This window comes from Agromyces bauzanensis, assembly GCF_014645655.1.
GTDB lineage: Bacteria > Actinomycetota > Actinomycetes > Actinomycetales > Microbacteriaceae > Agromyces > Agromyces bauzanensis.
Genome location: NZ_BMMD01000007.1, coordinates 91,912 through 105,936, shown reverse-complemented (window position 1 = coordinate 105,936; position 14,025 = coordinate 91,912). Strand labels below are relative to the sequence as shown.

Genomic DNA, 14,025 nt, shown 5'->3' with positions numbered 1-14,025 from the left:
TCAGCGCTGGGCGTCGCTCGGGTCGTAGATCGGCATCGTGCCGACGCCGGGCACCACGAGCGGTTCGGTGCCGCGTTCGCGGAGCGTCGGGAGCCCGAGCGAGACCCGGCCGGCGGATGTCCCGGGCGCGGTCGGTACGGCGCAGCTCTCGGCCTCGGCGCGATCCCATGCATCACCCGCCCGGGTGCGGCGGATCTGCAGCGGGGCGTCGTCGAGCGAGTCGGCGAGCAGGTGGAACGGCGCGGCCTGCGTGATCGTGACCGAGACGACGTCGCCCGGACGCGGGAGCTCGGACCCCGCAGGCACCTCGAAGTGCACGAGCCTGCTGTCCTCGGCGCGGCCGCTGAGGCGGTGGGTCTCGGCGTCCTTCTTGCCCTCGCCGGTGGAGACGAGCACCTCGACCGAACGCCCGACGAGCTGCTGGTTCTCCTCCCAGGAGATGCGCTCCTGCAGCGCGATGAGGCGCTCGTAGCGCTCCTGCACGATCTCCTTCGGCACCTGCTCCTCCATGGTGGCGGCGGGCGTTCCCGGGCGGATGGAGTACTGGAACGTGAAGGCCGACGCGAATCGGGCGGCCTCGACCACCCGGAGGGTCTCCTGGAAGTCCTCCTCTGTCTCACCCGGGAATCCGACGATGATGTCGGTCGAGATGGCGGCGTTCGGGATGCGCGCCCGAACCCGGTCGAGGATGCCGAGGAACTTCTCGGAGCGGTACGAACGGCGCATCGCCCGGAGGATGCGGTCGGAGCCCGACTGCAGCGGCATGTGCAGCTGCGGCATGACCGCGGGCGTCTCGGCCATCGCGTCGATGACGTCGTCGGTGAAGGCCGCCGGGTGGGGGCTCGTGAAGCGGATGCGCTCGAGCCCCGGGATCCCGCCGGCGGCGCGCAGCAGCTTGCCGAACGCCTGACGGTCGCCGAATTCGACGCCGTAGGAGTTCACGTTCTGGCCGAGGAGGGTCACCTCGACGGCTCCGTCGTCGACGAGCGCCTGGATCTCGGCGAGGATCTCGCCGGGGCGCCGGTCCTTCTCCTTGCCGCGGAGGGCGGGCACGATGCAGAACGTGCAGGTGTTGTTGCAGCCGACCGAGATCGAGACCCAGCCGCTGTAGGTTGAATCGCGCTTGGTCGGCAGCGTGGACGGGAACACCTCGAGCGCGTCGAGGATCTCGAGTTGCGCCTCGTCGTTGTGGCGGGCGCGTTCAAGCAGGCTCGGCAGCGAACCCATGTTGTGGGTGCCGAACACCACGTCGACCCAGGGCGCCTTCTCGAGGATGACCTTCTTGTCCTTCTGGGCGAGGCAGCCGCCGACGGCGATCTGCATGCCCGCGTGGCGGCGCTTGACGCCGGCGAGATGACCGAGGTTGCCGTAGAGCTTGTTGTCGGCGTTCTCGCGCACGGCGCAGGTGTTGATGACGACGACGTCGGGTTCGGCCCCGTCCGCCGGGATGTAACCGGCTGCCTCGAGCGAGCCGCTCAGGCGCTCGGAGTCGTGCACGTTCATCTGGCACCCGAAGGTGCGGACCTCGTAGGTCCGCGGTGCGGGCGCGATCTCGGTGGCCTCGACGGGCGAGACCTCGTGAAGGGTGCTCATGATTGCACCAGTTTACGAGCCTGCGGCTGGGAGCGCGGCCGTCACCGCCTCGCGCACGACGTCGGACGGGTACCCGCGGCGCTGCAGGAACGCCGACAGGCGCCGTTCGGCGGTCTGCCGGTCGAGCCCGGTGAGCTGGCGTGCCCGACGCTCGGCGACGGCCAGCGCGTTCTGGCGTTCGAGGTCGGGGTCGAGCGACTCGATCGCCGAGCGGGCGGCGGAATCGTCGACACCCCGCCGACTCAGCTCTTGGAGGATCGCACCACTCCCCCGCCCGCGGCGCGAACCGCTCACGTGCACGAGCTGCTCGGCGAGACGGGCGTCGTCGAGGTAGCCGAGCCGCTCGTAACGCTCGATCCACTCCTCGATCTCCGCCTCGTCGAGTCGGTGCTCGGCGAGCACCGCCCTGACCTCGGCGACCGACAGGGCCGAGCGGCGAAGCCGCGTGACCACGAGCCGGTCGATGCGCGCGTCGCGCGCGGGCCCCGTCTCGTCGGGATCGTCGTCGACGATCGTGAATCGGCCGCGCCGGCGTAGGGAACCCGCCGGATGGCGGCCGATGGCGCCACGGTCGCCGCGCTGCCACGCCACGGAACGGGACGCGCGTTCGGGCTCGGGCTCGGGCTCGGGTTCGGGCTCGGGCTCGGGCTCGGGCTCGGGTTCGGACGTGACGGCAGCCTCCGACGGGAGCACCGCCTCGGCGGCGGACTCGGTCGGCGCCACCCACGGCAGGTACGAGACCGGGGCGAGGTGTTCGGCTGCGTCGGTCATCTCACTCCCCTCCCGGTCTCGTCGCTGCATCGGCTCAGGCGCCCTTGCGCCCGAGCTTGGGCTCGATCGACTCGACGTTCGACGGCACCGGCGCGGCGCCCGCGGGCTGACCGATGCCGAGCTTCACGAGGATCTTCTTCTCGATTTCGGCGGCGATGTCGGGGTTCTGGATGAGGAAGTTGCGGGCGTTCTCCTTGCCCTGCCCGAGCTGGTCGCCGTCGTAGGTGTACCAGGCGCCCGACTTCTTCACGATGCCCTGGTCGACGCCGTAGTCGATGAGGCTGCCCTCACGCGAGATGCCGATCCCGTAGAGGATGTCGAACTCGGCCTGCTTGAAGGGCGGCGCCATCTTGTTCTTCACGACCTTCACGCGCGTGCGGTTGCCCACCGCCTCGGTGCCGTCTTTCAGGGTCTCGATGCGGCGGATGTCGAGGCGGACCGACGCGTAGAACTTGAGCGCCTTGCCGCCCGCGGTGGTCTCGGGGCTGCCGAAGAACACGCCGATCTTCTCGCGGAGCTGGTTGATGAAGATCGCGGTGGTCTTCGTCTGGTTGAGCCCGCCGGTGAGCTTGCGGAGCGCCTGCGACATGAGGCGCGCCTGGAGGCCGACGTGCGAGTCGCCCATCTCGCCCTCGATCTCGGCGCGGGGCACGAGGGCCGCGACCGAGTCGATCACGACGAGGTCGATGGATCCCGAGCGGATCAGCATGTCGGCGATCTCGAGCGCCTGCTCACCCGTGTCGGGCTGCGACACGAGCAGCGAGTCGATGTCGACGCCGAGCTTCTTCGCGTAGTCGGGGTCGAGCGCGTGCTCGGCGTCGATGAACGCGGCGATGCCGCCGGCTCGCTGCGCGTTCGCGATGGCGTGCAGCGTGAGCGTGGTCTTGCCCGACGACTCGGGACCGTAGATCTCGATGATGCGCCCGCGGGGAAGCCCGCCGACGCCGAGCGCGACATCGAGCGCGATGGAGCCCGTGGGAATGACTTCGACCGGAGCGCGTTCTTCACTGCCGAGCCGCATGACCGACCCCTTGCCGAACTGTCGGTCGATCTGGGCGAGTGCCGTCTCGAGTGCCTTCTCGCGATCTGCGGGTGATGGCATTGCTGGCTCCTTGGATGCTCGATGCTGCTGCCTCTAGGCTGTCGTTCCACGTTGCGGGCCCCCGACTCTTCGGGGCTGACCCGCGGCGTCTCGCGACAAGGCGGTTGCGGTGTGTTCCGACGCGTCGACCGTATGGCCGACCACCGACATCCGGATCCCGATGAGGTCGGATGTGGAGGGATGCGCCGTTCCTCCTGCTGTCGAGGACGAGCCTAGCCGAGCATCCGAACGGATGTTCGAAGCGGCGCCCGCGTGTCGAACACGTCTTCGGGGCATGGCACGAGAACCGGCGCCGACGTCAGCGCGCGTCGGCGGGCCCGCGCCGCCCCGGCTCGCGGCGCCCCGCGCCGTGCCGGCGCGCGGCCGGGACATCCGTCGCCTCGCACAGGGCGAGCCAGACGTCGCGGGCCGGCACGCCCGCTGCGAGCGCCTCACGGGCGGTGCGGTCGCCAACGGCGGCGAGCACGAGGTCGTTCACCACCACGCTGCCGTAGCCGGCGCCGAACTCCTCGTCGACGGCGACCTGGAACTCGCTCAGCTTCATCGATCGTCTCCGGACATGACATCGGCCGGTCAGAAGACCGGCCGATGCACAACGACGTACTTGGGTCAGCGGACCATCATGTCCGCGTCGAACTCCGCGACGAGCTCGTCGGGCACGCTCTCGGGCACCACGGTCATGCCCTCGAGCACCGCGATGCGGTCGCCGACCTCGTGCATGATCACCGAGATGGGCGTGTCGAGCGCCTCGGCGACGGAGGCGAGGATCTCGGACGAGGCCTCCTTCTGACCGCGCTCCACCTCGCTCAGGTAGCCGAGGGCCACGCTCGCCTTGGACGCCACCTGACGAAGGGTGCGCCCCTTCTGCAGACGGAAGTCCCTCAGAACGTCGCCGATCTCCTGTCGAACCAGAACCATCGGGAACCTCCTTCAATCTGCCTGCGACTCCGCCGGAGCCGGAAACGGGAGCGCCAGCGCAGCTGACTCTCGGTGCTTCCAATCTAGCGTTGCACACTGGGGCTTTCGTGTGAACCTGCCACTTGTAACAGGGTGTTCACGATCGCTATTCCACGTCCGTCACGTGTGCGGCACGTCAGCGTCGGCCGTGCCGCGGCTCCTCGATCGCGGAGATCGCCGATGGCGGCACGAGCTTCGGCGACGCCTCGACCTTCGCCTTCCGGCGTTTCAGCCGGAGGCAGGTCGCGATGATGACCGCGAGCGCACCACAGGCGACGATCGCGAACGGGCTGTGCACCAGGTACAGGATGTCGACGATGTTGAAGCGCAGCGCGCAGGCGCCGAGGCCCGCGAACGCGAGGATGCCCGCGTGAAGATACGGCCGAGGAATCTGCAGCACCTTCACCCACATGCCCACGAGGGGCAGGTCGAGCGCGCTCAGCAACGTCGCCGCCCGGCTCGGCGGCACGGCCGCCGTCGGCGACTCCCCAGCGGGCGATGCGAGCTTCACGGTCGTGCTGCCGTGGGCGCCCACGGCGGGCCGTGACGAGGGCACCCCGCCCATCGGGGTGCGCCGAGGAGCGACATCATCGCCGGGATCGTCGACGACGACTTCGCCGTCGCGCACGTGAACCGGGCGTTCGTCGACGCACAACCGGGCTTCACCCTTGTCGCCGAGGCGCACACGGGCGCCGACGCCCGCGCCGCCATCGAGCTCCACCGCCCGCAGCTCGTGCTGCTCGACGTCTACCTGCCCGACCTCGGCGGCCTCGACGTGCTGCGGCGCCTGCGGGCCATCGGCGACGACATCGAGGTATCGCGGTCACGGCCGCCCGGACCTCGACACCATGCGGCGCGCGAGGCTCCTCGGCGTACGGCACTACCTCGTGAAGCCGTTCTCGGGCGCGAGCCTCGGCGAGCGGGCCGAGGACGTGCGCCGCGGCATCGCCGCCGACCGACTGGCACCCGGCACGACGCTCGACCAGCGCGCCGTCGACCAGGCGCTCGGCGCGGCCGCGTCCCGCCGGGCGACGCTGCTGCCCAAGGGACTGTCGGCCTCAGAGACGCTCGAGCAGCGCCCCGATCGCGGCGCGCACCGTCGCTGCACGGATCTCCGCGCGGTCTCCGTGCAGGTCGAGCGCGATCGCCTCGACGTCGTCGCCGATCGCCACGCCGAGGTACACCGTGCCTGCGGGCTTGCCGTCCTGGTCGGTCGGGCCGGCGACGCCCGTCGTCGCGATGCCGAGGTCGGCCGGGCGGCCGTCGACGGCGAGCACGTGCCGCACCCGGTCGGCCATCTGCCTGGCCACCTCGGGGTGCACGGCGCCCTCGCGCTCCAGCAGCCCGGCCGACACGCCGAGGAGCGAGCGCTTCACGTCGGTGTCGTACGCGACAACGCCGCCGTTCACCACGACCGAGGCTCCGGGGATCCGCGTCAGCTCGGCCATCACAAGGCCGCCGGTGAGCGACTCGGCGACGGCGATCCGGAGCCCGCGGCGCGTGAGCTCGGCGATGACGGCCTCCGCCGGGTCGGCCGGCTGCGGCATCCGTTCGCCCACGTCAGCCCTCGTGACGTGCCCGGGCGAGCTGCACGGCGTCGCGCACGTAGAGCAGGCCCGACCAGACCGTGAGGATCACGGCGGCCGTCATGAGCACGCCGTTCACCCAGTGGATCCAGTCGCCGAACAGGGTCCACAGCGGCGCGAGCGCGAACGAGATCGCGAACGACTGCACCAGGGTCTTGAGCTTGCCGCCCGACGACGCGGGCACGACGTTGCCACGCCCGAGCTCCCAGAACCGCCAGACCGTGATGCCCACCTCGCGTACGACGATGATGGCCGTGACCCACCACGGCAGCTCGCCGAGGATCGAGAGGCACACGAGCGCGCCGCTCGTGAGGAGCTTGTCGGCGATCGGGTCGAGCAGCTTGCCGAGGTCGGTCACGAGCCCGCGCGAACGGGCGAGGTACCCGTCGAGGCTGTCGGTCGAGATGCCCACGATGAAGACCGCCGCGGCGGCCCACCTGAGCCAGCCGTCCTGGCCGCCGTCGGCGAGCAGCATCCAGAAGAAGAGCGGGGCGATGAGGATGCGGACGACGGTGACGGCGTTCGGAAGGTTCCAGTTCGCCGATCGCTCGGAGCCGCCGGCGGGAGAGGTCATGCGACCAAGGATAGCGGGCACCGGATGCCGCAGTGCGGCGGTCGAGTGGGGCCGTCAGGCCCGTATCGAGACCCGGGCCTCGATACGCTCGCTGCGCCCGCTACTCGACCAGCGAGATGGAGGTCGCGTCACTCGCGGCCGGTGAGCCCCCACGCGTCCTCGTCGGAGTCCGCCTCGACCTCGGGAAGCCCGTGCGTCTGCCGCTCGACGGGGTCGTCGTCGTACCGATCGTCGGCGGCGGCCGGTACGCTCCGCGGCGCAGGTGCGGTGGAGGCACCGCCCGGGGACGCAGGCTCCTCGCCGCGAAGGCGCGCGAGCACGCCGGGCAGCTGCTCGGGCGTCACGAGCACGTCGCGCGCCTTCGACCCCTCTGACGGTCCGACGATCTCGCGGGACTCGAGGAGGTCCATGAGCCGGCCCGCCTTCGCGAAGCCCACGCGCAGCTTGCGCTGGAGCATCGACGTCGACCCGAACTGCGTCGACACGACGAGCTCGGCGGCCGCGAGCAAGAGCTCGAGGTCGCCGCCGATGTCCGAGTCGATCTCCTTCCGCTCGACGGCGGCCGCGACATCCTGCCGGTACTCGGGTCGCGCCTGCCGCGTGACATGCTTCACGACGCGCTCGATCTCGGCCTCGGTCACCCACGCGCCCTGGACCCGGATGGGCTTCGAGGCGCCCATCGGCAGGAACAGCGCGTCGCCCTGCCCGATGAGCTTGTCGGCGCCGGGCTGGTCGAGGATGACACGGGAGTCGGTGACGCTCGTGACCGCGAACGCGAGCCGGCTGGGCACGTTCGCCTTGATGAGACCCGTGACGACGTCGACCGACGGGCGCTGCGTCGCGAGCACGAGGTGGATGCCGGAGGCGCGCGCGAGCTGCGTGATGCGCACGATCGAGTCCTCGACGTCGCGCGGGGCGACCATCATGAGGTCGGCGAGCTCGTCGACGACGACGAGCAGGTACGGGTACGGCCTGAGCCGGCGCTCGGAGCCGGCCGGCAACACGATCTCGTCGTTCACGACGGCCTTGTTGAAGTCGTCGATGTGGCGGAAGCCGAACGACGCGAGGTCGTCGTACCGCATGTCCATCTCCTTCACGACCCACTGCAGCGCCTCGGCCGCCTTCTTCGGGTTCGTGATGATGGGCGTGATGAGGTGCGGGACCCCCGCGTACGGCGCGAGCTCGACGCGCTTCGGGTCGACGAGCACCATCCGCACGTCACCGGGCTTCGCCCGCATGAGCAGGCTCGTGATCATCGAGTTCACGAAGCTCGACTTGCCCGAGCCGGTGGAACCCGCGACGAGCAGGTGCGGCATCTTCGCGAGGTTGGCCACCACGTAGCCGCCGCCGACGTCCTTGCCGACGCCGATCGTCATCGGGTGCTTCGCGTTCACCGCAGCGCCCGAGCGCAGCACGTCACCGAGCGTCACGGTCTCGCGGTCGGCGTTGGGGATCTCGACGCCGATGGCGCTCTTGCCGGGGATCGGCGAGAGGATGCGCACCTCGTTCGACGCGACCGCGTACGCCAGGTTCTTCGACAGGGCCGTGACGCGCTCGACCTTCACTCCCGGGCCGAGCTCGATCTCGTATTGCGTCACTGTGGGGCCGCGCGAGAAGCCCGTGACCTTCGCGTCGACCTGGAACTGGTCGAGCACCGCCGTGATCTGCCGCACCACGTCGTCGTTCACGGTCGACCGGGCCTTCGCAGGCGCGCCTGCCGCGAGGGTCGACGCGGCCGGCAGGTGGTACGGCCGTTCGGGCTCGGATGCCGCTGCGTCGTCGCCGCCCGCGCGGCTCGCGCCGACCGCGCCCGACGCGCCGCTGCCGCCTGGCTCGCCCTCGCCGGGCTCGTCGAACACCGAGAGCACGTTCGTGGCGCCGCCGTCGTCGCCGCGGAGCCCCGTGCCGCCGTGCGGCACGTCGCCCGTGAACCGCTGCAGCGCCGTCTCGGCGCGTTCGAGGTCGCCGATCACCTCGCTGCCGTAGGACGTCACCACGCCCTCGATGGGCGACTCGAAGCTGCCCGCCGCGGAGCCCGCACCGAACACCTCGGTGATGCCCTCGACGCCGGGCGCCTGGTACTCGGGCTCCTCCTCGCGGTTCGACGCGTTCCGCCGCCACCACGGCACGAGGCCGCTGCGCCCGGAGTCCTCGTCGCCAGGCGCGTCGATGCCGTCGAGCTCGGTGGGGACGGACCTGCCGCGCTCGCGCCGGGACGGCTTCGCCGCGGCATCCTTCGCCTGCTCGTCGGGCTCCGGCGCGCCGAACAGCCACTCGTACAGCTCGCGGAACCGCGCCGGGATGCGGGTCGGCGGCGTCTTCGTGATGATGAGCAGCGACAGGGCGAGGAGCACGATGAGGACGACCGCGGCGCCCGCCTCGGTGATCAGCAGGTTGAGCGGCTGGGCCAGCATCCAGCCGAGGATGCCGCCCGCACGCGCGAGCACGGCCATGCCCTCGCGCGGCTCGGGCTGGCCGCCGAACAGGTGGCTGAGCCCCGACACGGCCAGCAGCAGCAGCCCCATGCCGATGCCGATGCGCGTGTTGTCGTGCACGGAGCTCGGGTGCCGGAAGAGCCACACGGCGAAGATGAGCATGACCACCGGGAGGGCGAACGCCAGCCGGCCGGACAGGCCGCCGAAGGTCCACGAGTCGAGCGCCTGCGCGACGGGGTCGTTGATGAAGAACCACTCGACGACGGTGCCGGCGATGGCCAGCAGCACGATGAAGAACGGCAGTCCGTCGCGGCGCTCCTCCTTCGCGAGCGTCTCGGGTCCGAGCGCGCGGGCCGCGCCACCGGTGAGGTGCGCGAGCCCCATCCAGGCGCGCACGAGCAGGCCGGGGCGATCGGATGCCGCGGGCTGACGTCTCGGCGCCGCGGATCCCCGCGCGTTCGCCGCCGGGAGCTTCTTCGTGGGGGCCGTCTTCGACGTCGCCTTTCCGCTCGAGCCGCGCGCGGGCGTGCCGGAGGCACGCCCGTTCGACCTGGTGCGCGCAGCCATGCCCACAACGTTACGGCCGAGCACCGACTCCCGGCGACAGGACGGGGCGAGTGTCTCCGATCAGGCGAGCAGGCGCACCATGGTGTCGCGGCCCTGCGCCGTCGCCACGATCGTGAAGCCCTCGGACCGGTAGAGGGCGCGCGCGAAGTTGTCGTGCTCCACGCTCAGCGCGATCCTGGCGAAGCCGGCCGAGCGCGCGGCGTCCGTCAGCGACTGCAGGAGCGCACGCCCGACGCCCTGCGCGCGCCAGAGCGGGAGCACGCCGATGATGAGCTCGGGCACCCCCGTGGCCACGAACCCGCGCGCGGGCTCGTCGAAGGCGAACAGTCGGTACCACGCGGCGCCGACCGGTCGCCCTTCGCCGTCGAGCGCGACCACGCCACGGTCGGCCGGGCGCTGCCAGCCGGCGATGTGGCCGCGAAAGATCGGGTCGGCGAGCACCGCAGGCCTCGGCCGGGTGCTGCCCGCCCGCCAGTTCGCCGCCTCGACCACCATGTCGGCGAGGAACGAGCCGTCCGCCGGGAGGGCCGGGCGGATCGCGAAGTCCGCCATGCCCGGATGTTACGCGCGCTGCGTTTCCGCTGCGTTTCCGCTGTGTTTCGCGGCGCCGATTACGCCTCGATGACGAGCGGCACGAGCATCGGGCGGCGGCGCAGGCGCCGGCTCACCCACGTGCCCATCGTGCGGCGCACGATCTGCTGCAGGCCGTGCTGGTCGCGAACGCCGTTCTGGGCCGCCTCGAGGAGCGCCGCCGAGATCTTCGGCTTGACCTCCTCGAAGACCGCGTCGTCCTCGGCGAAGCCGCGGGCGTGGATCTCGGGGCCGACGATGATACGGCCGGTCGAGGCATCCACCACGATGATGACCGAGATGAAGCCCTCCTCGCCGAGGATGCGCCGATCCTTCAGGTCGGCGTCGGTGATCTCGCCGACCGTCGACCCGTCGACGTACACGAAGCCGAGGTCGAGCTGGCCCGCGACGCGCACCCGGCCCTCGCGCAGGTCGTACACCGTGCCGTTCTCGCCGATGAAGGTATTGCGCTCGGGGATGCCCGTGTCCTGGGCGAGCTTCGCGTTCGCGAACAGGTGCCGGTACTCGCCGTGGATCGGCAGCACGTTCTTCGGCTTGAGGATGTTGTAGCAGTACAGCAGCTCCCCCGCCGCGGCGTGGCCCGAGACGTGCACCTTCGCGTTGCCCTTGTGCACGACGTTCGCGCCGAGCTTGGTCAGCCCGTCGATCACCCGGTAGACCGCGTTCTCGTTGCCCGGAATCAGGCTCGACGCGAGGATGACGGTGTCGCCGTCGCCGATCTCGATCTCGTGGTCGCGATTCGCCATGCGACTGAGCACGGCCATCGGCTCGCCCTGAGAGCCCGTCGACATGTAGACGATTCGGTCGTCGGGGATGTCGCGCGCCTTCTTGTAGTCGATGAGCACGCCCTCGGGCACCCGGAGGTAGCCGAGGTCGGCCGCGATGGTCATGTTGCGCACCATGCTGCGACCGAGGAGCGCCACCCGGCGGCCGTTCTGGTGGGCGGCGTGCAGCACCTGCTGGACGCGGTGGACGTGGCTCGAGAAGCTCGCCACGATGACCCGCCGGGGAGCGCGGGCGATGACCTCGTCGAGCACGGGGCCGATCGAGCGCTCGAGCGGCGTGAAGCCCGGGACATCCGCGTTCGTGGAGTCGACCATGAAGAGGTCGACGCCCTCCTCGCCGAGGCGCGCGAACTCGCGCAGGTCGGTGAGACGGCCGTCGAGCGGGAGCTGGTCCATCTTGAAGTCGCCCGTCGCGAGCACCGTGCCGGCACCGGTCTTGATGGCGACGGCGAGCGCGTCGGGGATGGAGTGGTTCACCGCGACGAACTCGAGGTCGAACGGGCCGATGCGCTCGCGCTGCCCTTCGCTGACCGTGAGGCTGTATGGCTGGATGCGGTGCTCCTTGAGCTTCGCCTCGACGAGCGCGAGCGTCAGGGTCGAGCCGATCAGCGGGATGTCGGAGCGCAGGCGCAGGAGGTACGGCACCGAGCCGATGTGGTCCTCGTGGCCGTGCGTCAGCACGAGGCCGACGATGTCGTCGAGGCGCTCGCGCAGGAACCCGAAGTCGGGCAGGATCAGGTCGACCCCCGGCTGGTGCTCCTCGGGGAAGAGCACGCCGCAGTCGACGATGAGGATCTTGCCGTCGATCTCGTAGCTCGTCATGTTGCGGCCGACCTCGCCGAGCCCTCCGATGGGGATGACGCGGAGCGTCCCGGGTTCGAGCGGGGCGGGATCGATTACGACGTCGGGCATGGGCCCTCCTCAGGTAGTGGTGTTCAGTTCGTGCGAGGCTCGGCCTCGCGGATGCGTGGGGGCGCGCCTCAGCGCGTAGTGCCCGCGACCTTGGGCAGCGCGCCGCCGGCGGCGGCGTTGCGGTCGGGACGGAAGTAGTGGAAGTCGACGCCGGGGATGCCCTGCACGAGGTCGATCTCGTCCTCGATGAGGGCGGCCTCCCACTCCTCGGGCCCGACGAGCGGCAGGCGCACGCGCGGGCTCGAGATGCGGCCGAGGCCGTGCAGGATGTACTTCGTCGCGACCGTGCCCGGCACGTGCGTCATGACGGCGCGCACGAGCGGCTCGAGCTGCATGTGCGCGGCTGTGGCGGCCTTCAGGTCGCCGCGGTTCACGGCGTCGACCATGGTGCGGTACGGGGCGGGCGCGATGTTCGCCGTGACGCCGATGAGGCCGGTGGCCCCGATCGAGAGGTGCGGCAGCACGTTCGCGTCGTCGCCCGAGAAGTACATCAGGTCGGTCTGGTTGAGCACGCGGCTGACCTCGGAGAAGTCGCCCTTGGCGTCCTTGATGGCGAGGATGTTCGGATGCTTGGCGAGGCGCAGTATCGTCTCGTACCTGATCGGCACGCCCGTGCGGCCCGGGATGTCGTAGAGGATGACCGGCAGGTCGGTGGCGTCGGCCACGAGCCGGAAGTGCGTGAGGATGCCGGCCTGGGTCGGCTTGTTGTAGTACGGCGTCACGATCATGATGCCGTCGGCGCCCGCCTCGGCGGAGTGGCGGTACAGCTCGATGGCATGGGCGGTCTCGTTGGAGCCGCCGCCCGTGATGATCTTCGCGCGCCCTGCCGCAACGTCCTTGCCGACCTCGACGAGCTTGATCTTCTCGGGGTCGGTGAGGGTCGAGGTCTCACCCGTGGTTCCCGTGACGACGATGCCATCGGCTCCTGCCTGGATGACGTCGTCGATGTGCTTCTCGACCCCGGGCCAATCGACCTCGCCGTCCGCCGTCATCGGCGTGACGAGCGCGACGAGCACCTGTCCGAAGGGGTTGTCCTGAGCCACGCCCTCCAGCGTATCGGTTCGGGCGGATGCCGCGGCCCGCGCACCCGGACGGCGCCCGCCCGTGCACGTCGCGACGGGCATCGCATGCCATCGTCCGTGGCCCGCCCACTCGTTTACCCAGTCGCAGGACGATTCGCGCGACACGCCGGCCACGGGCGGCGCGTCATCGCGGTCGTCCTGCGACTCGGCGATCCAGATGCAGCCCACGCTCCACCTTCGCGAGGATCGCCGCCTCCACGATCGGCCAGTCGTGCCCCACGAGTGCGTAGTCGAACCGTAGCGAGTCGAACCCGTGCGCGGCCGCGACGACGTCGCGAACGAGATCCTTGTGACGCTTCGACGGGCCGATGTGGTTGGGCTTGCCGTCGACCTCGAGGATGAGTCGGTCGCCCAGCACGAAGTCGACGCGTCCGACGCCGGGGATCTCCACCTGGGAGGCGAGCGCGATGCCATTGGGGCGGAGCCGCAGCCGGAGGAGCGACTCGAGGCCGCTGTCGGCGTCCCACCGTGCGAAGTCGACGAGCCAGCGCCGCCCGGCCGGGATGCGTGCCCGAAGCCGGGCGAGGGCGCCGCGACGCACCAGCCGCTTGCGCATCGCGGATTCGAGGGCGACGAAGAACTCCTCCTCGCCGCGGCATCCGAGCACCTGGGCGAGCGCGTCGACCAACGACGCTGTCCCGCCGCGACCGACGGCCGGCGCCCAGTGCACCACGCAGTCGCATCCGTCGTGTCCGCGACGGCGCCCGGTGCGCGGCATCGCCACGTGGACGGCTGCGGGTTCGACGAGGATCCAGAGCCCGGCCGCGGCGACCCGGCTGAGGCATCCGAGTACGCCGCCGTGCCGCACCGCCGCCCGCACCGCCTCGGATGTCTCCGCGGTCGCGTACACGCCCTCGCGAAGCCGTACGAGCACTCCGTCGCGAACGGCGAGTCGAAGGGAGTACGGGTCGACGCCTGCGGCGGCGAGTTCGTGCGTTCGGGCCACTCCGCCGAGGTCGGCGCAGTGGCTATGCACGGTGAATGCGTCGAGTGGCATGCGCAGAACCTGCCCGCCCGACGACGTGACGGCGGACACGAGCCTGCGCACCGTGGACGCCGCCCACGCAGGG

Annotated in this window: 12 protein-coding genes and 1 pseudogene; 1 reads left to right on the top strand and 12 read right to left on the bottom strand. The window is 70.9% G+C overall.

From position 1 onward, the window contains the following. The 5 genes from miaB to IEX31_RS08010 form a co-directional block, all read right to left on the bottom strand. Window positions 1–1,593 carry a tRNA (N6-isopentenyl adenosine(37)-C2)-methylthiotransferase MiaB gene (gene miaB, locus IEX31_RS08030; RefSeq protein WP_188742903.1) on the bottom strand — a complete coding sequence of 531 codons (1,593 nt, stop codon included), beginning with the start codon at window positions 1,591–1,593 and terminating at the stop codon, window positions 1–3. Window positions 1,594–1,605: 12 nt separating this feature from the next. Continuing rightward, the gene (locus IEX31_RS08025) at window positions 1,606–2,364 is read right to left on the bottom strand and encodes a regulatory protein RecX (RefSeq protein ID WP_188742902.1); all 759 of its coding nucleotides are present in this window, start codon (window positions 2,362–2,364) and stop codon (window positions 1,606–1,608) included. Between the two features lie 34 nt (window positions 2,365–2,398). After that, window positions 2,399–3,466: a recombinase RecA gene (gene recA, locus IEX31_RS08020; protein ID WP_188742901.1), complete on the bottom strand. Its 1,068-nt coding sequence runs from the start codon at window positions 3,464–3,466 to the stop codon at window positions 2,399–2,401. Window positions 3,467–3,764: 298 nt separating this feature from the next. Next, entirely contained in the window at window positions 3,765–4,010 is a 246-nt protein-coding gene (locus tag IEX31_RS08015; protein WP_188742900.1) for a DUF3046 domain-containing protein, read from the bottom strand. Between the two features lie 65 nt (window positions 4,011–4,075). Then, window positions 4,076–4,384, bottom strand: coding sequence for a helix-turn-helix domain-containing protein (locus IEX31_RS08010; RefSeq protein WP_188742899.1), 309 nt, complete (start codon window positions 4,382–4,384; stop codon window positions 4,076–4,078). Between the two features lie 667 nt (window positions 4,385–5,051). On the opposite strand from IEX31_RS08010, the pseudogene IEX31_RS19545 reads away from it, so the two are divergent. Beyond that, window positions 5,052–5,180, top strand: a pseudogene (locus IEX31_RS19545) (response regulator); the annotation flags it as partial. Between the two features lie 301 nt (window positions 5,181–5,481). On the opposite strand, the gene IEX31_RS08000 reads toward IEX31_RS19545, so the two are convergent. The 7 genes from IEX31_RS08000 to IEX31_RS07970 all read right to left on the bottom strand — a co-directional run bounded on the left by IEX31_RS08000 (window position 5,482) and on the right by IEX31_RS07970 (window position 13,952). Then, window positions 5,482–5,982, bottom strand: coding sequence for a CinA family protein (locus IEX31_RS08000; RefSeq protein WP_373285512.1), 501 nt, complete (start codon window positions 5,980–5,982; stop codon window positions 5,482–5,484). 1 nt (window position 5,983) lies between these two features. Then, complete coding sequence (gene pgsA, locus IEX31_RS07995; RefSeq protein ID WP_188742898.1) at window positions 5,984–6,583, bottom strand: CDP-diacylglycerol--glycerol-3-phosphate 3-phosphatidyltransferase; 600 nt, start codon at window positions 6,581–6,583, stop codon at window positions 5,984–5,986. Between the two features lie 128 nt (window positions 6,584–6,711). Next, on the bottom strand, window positions 6,712–9,585 hold the full coding sequence (locus IEX31_RS07990) for an FtsK/SpoIIIE family DNA translocase (protein ID WP_188742897.1): 2,874 nt from the start codon (window positions 9,583–9,585) through the stop codon (window positions 6,712–6,714). Between the two features lie 60 nt (window positions 9,586–9,645). Continuing rightward, the gene (locus IEX31_RS07985) at window positions 9,646–10,137 is read right to left on the bottom strand and encodes a GNAT family N-acetyltransferase (RefSeq protein ID WP_188742896.1); all 492 of its coding nucleotides are present in this window, start codon (window positions 10,135–10,137) and stop codon (window positions 9,646–9,648) included. A 59-nt stretch (window positions 10,138–10,196) separates the two neighbouring features. Then, entirely contained in the window at window positions 10,197–11,873 is a 1,677-nt protein-coding gene (locus IEX31_RS07980; RefSeq protein ID WP_188742895.1) for a ribonuclease J, read from the bottom strand. 68 nt (window positions 11,874–11,941) lie between these two features. Next, on the bottom strand, window positions 11,942–12,916 hold the full coding sequence (gene dapA, locus IEX31_RS07975) for a 4-hydroxy-tetrahydrodipicolinate synthase (protein WP_268236970.1): 975 nt from the start codon (window positions 12,914–12,916) through the stop codon (window positions 11,942–11,944). Between the two features lie 163 nt (window positions 12,917–13,079). Further along, window positions 13,080–13,952 (bottom strand): type IV toxin-antitoxin system AbiEi family antitoxin domain-containing protein, encoded by an 873-nt coding sequence (locus IEX31_RS07970; RefSeq protein WP_188742893.1) that lies wholly within the window; start codon window positions 13,950–13,952, stop codon window positions 13,080–13,082. Between the last annotated feature and the right edge of the window lie 73 nt (window positions 13,953–14,025).

Bases quoted from the DNA above. Each gene is read 5' to 3' on its own strand.
- miaB (WP_188742903.1), bottom strand. From the start codon at position 1,593: ATGAGCACCCTTCACGAGGTCTCGCCCGTCGAGGCCACCGAGATCGCG.
- IEX31_RS08025 (WP_188742902.1), bottom strand. From the start codon at position 2,364: ATGACCGACGCAGCCGAACACCTCGCCCCGGTCTCGTACCTGCCGTGG.
- recA (WP_188742901.1), bottom strand. From the start codon at position 3,466: ATGCCATCACCCGCAGATCGCGAGAAGGCACTCGAGACGGCACTCGCC.
- IEX31_RS08015 (WP_188742900.1), bottom strand. From the start codon at position 4,010: ATGAAGCTGAGCGAGTTCCAGGTCGCCGTCGACGAGGAGTTCGGCGCC.
- IEX31_RS08010 (WP_188742899.1), bottom strand. From the start codon at position 4,384: ATGGTTCTGGTTCGACAGGAGATCGGCGACGTTCTGAGGGACTTCCGT.
- pgsA (WP_188742898.1), bottom strand. From the start codon at position 6,583: ATGACCTCTCCCGCCGGCGGCTCCGAGCGATCGGCGAACTGGAACCTT.
- IEX31_RS07990 (WP_188742897.1), bottom strand. From the start codon at position 9,585: ATGGCTGCGCGCACCAGGTCGAACGGGCGTGCCTCCGGCACGCCCGCG.
- IEX31_RS07985 (WP_188742896.1), bottom strand. From the start codon at position 10,137: ATGGCGGACTTCGCGATCCGCCCGGCCCTCCCGGCGGACGGCTCGTTC.
- IEX31_RS07980 (WP_188742895.1), bottom strand. From the start codon at position 11,873: ATGCCCGACGTCGTAATCGATCCCGCCCCGCTCGAACCCGGGACGCTC.
- IEX31_RS07970 (WP_188742893.1), bottom strand. From the start codon at position 13,952: ATGCCACTCGACGCATTCACCGTGCATAGCCACTGCGCCGACCTCGGC.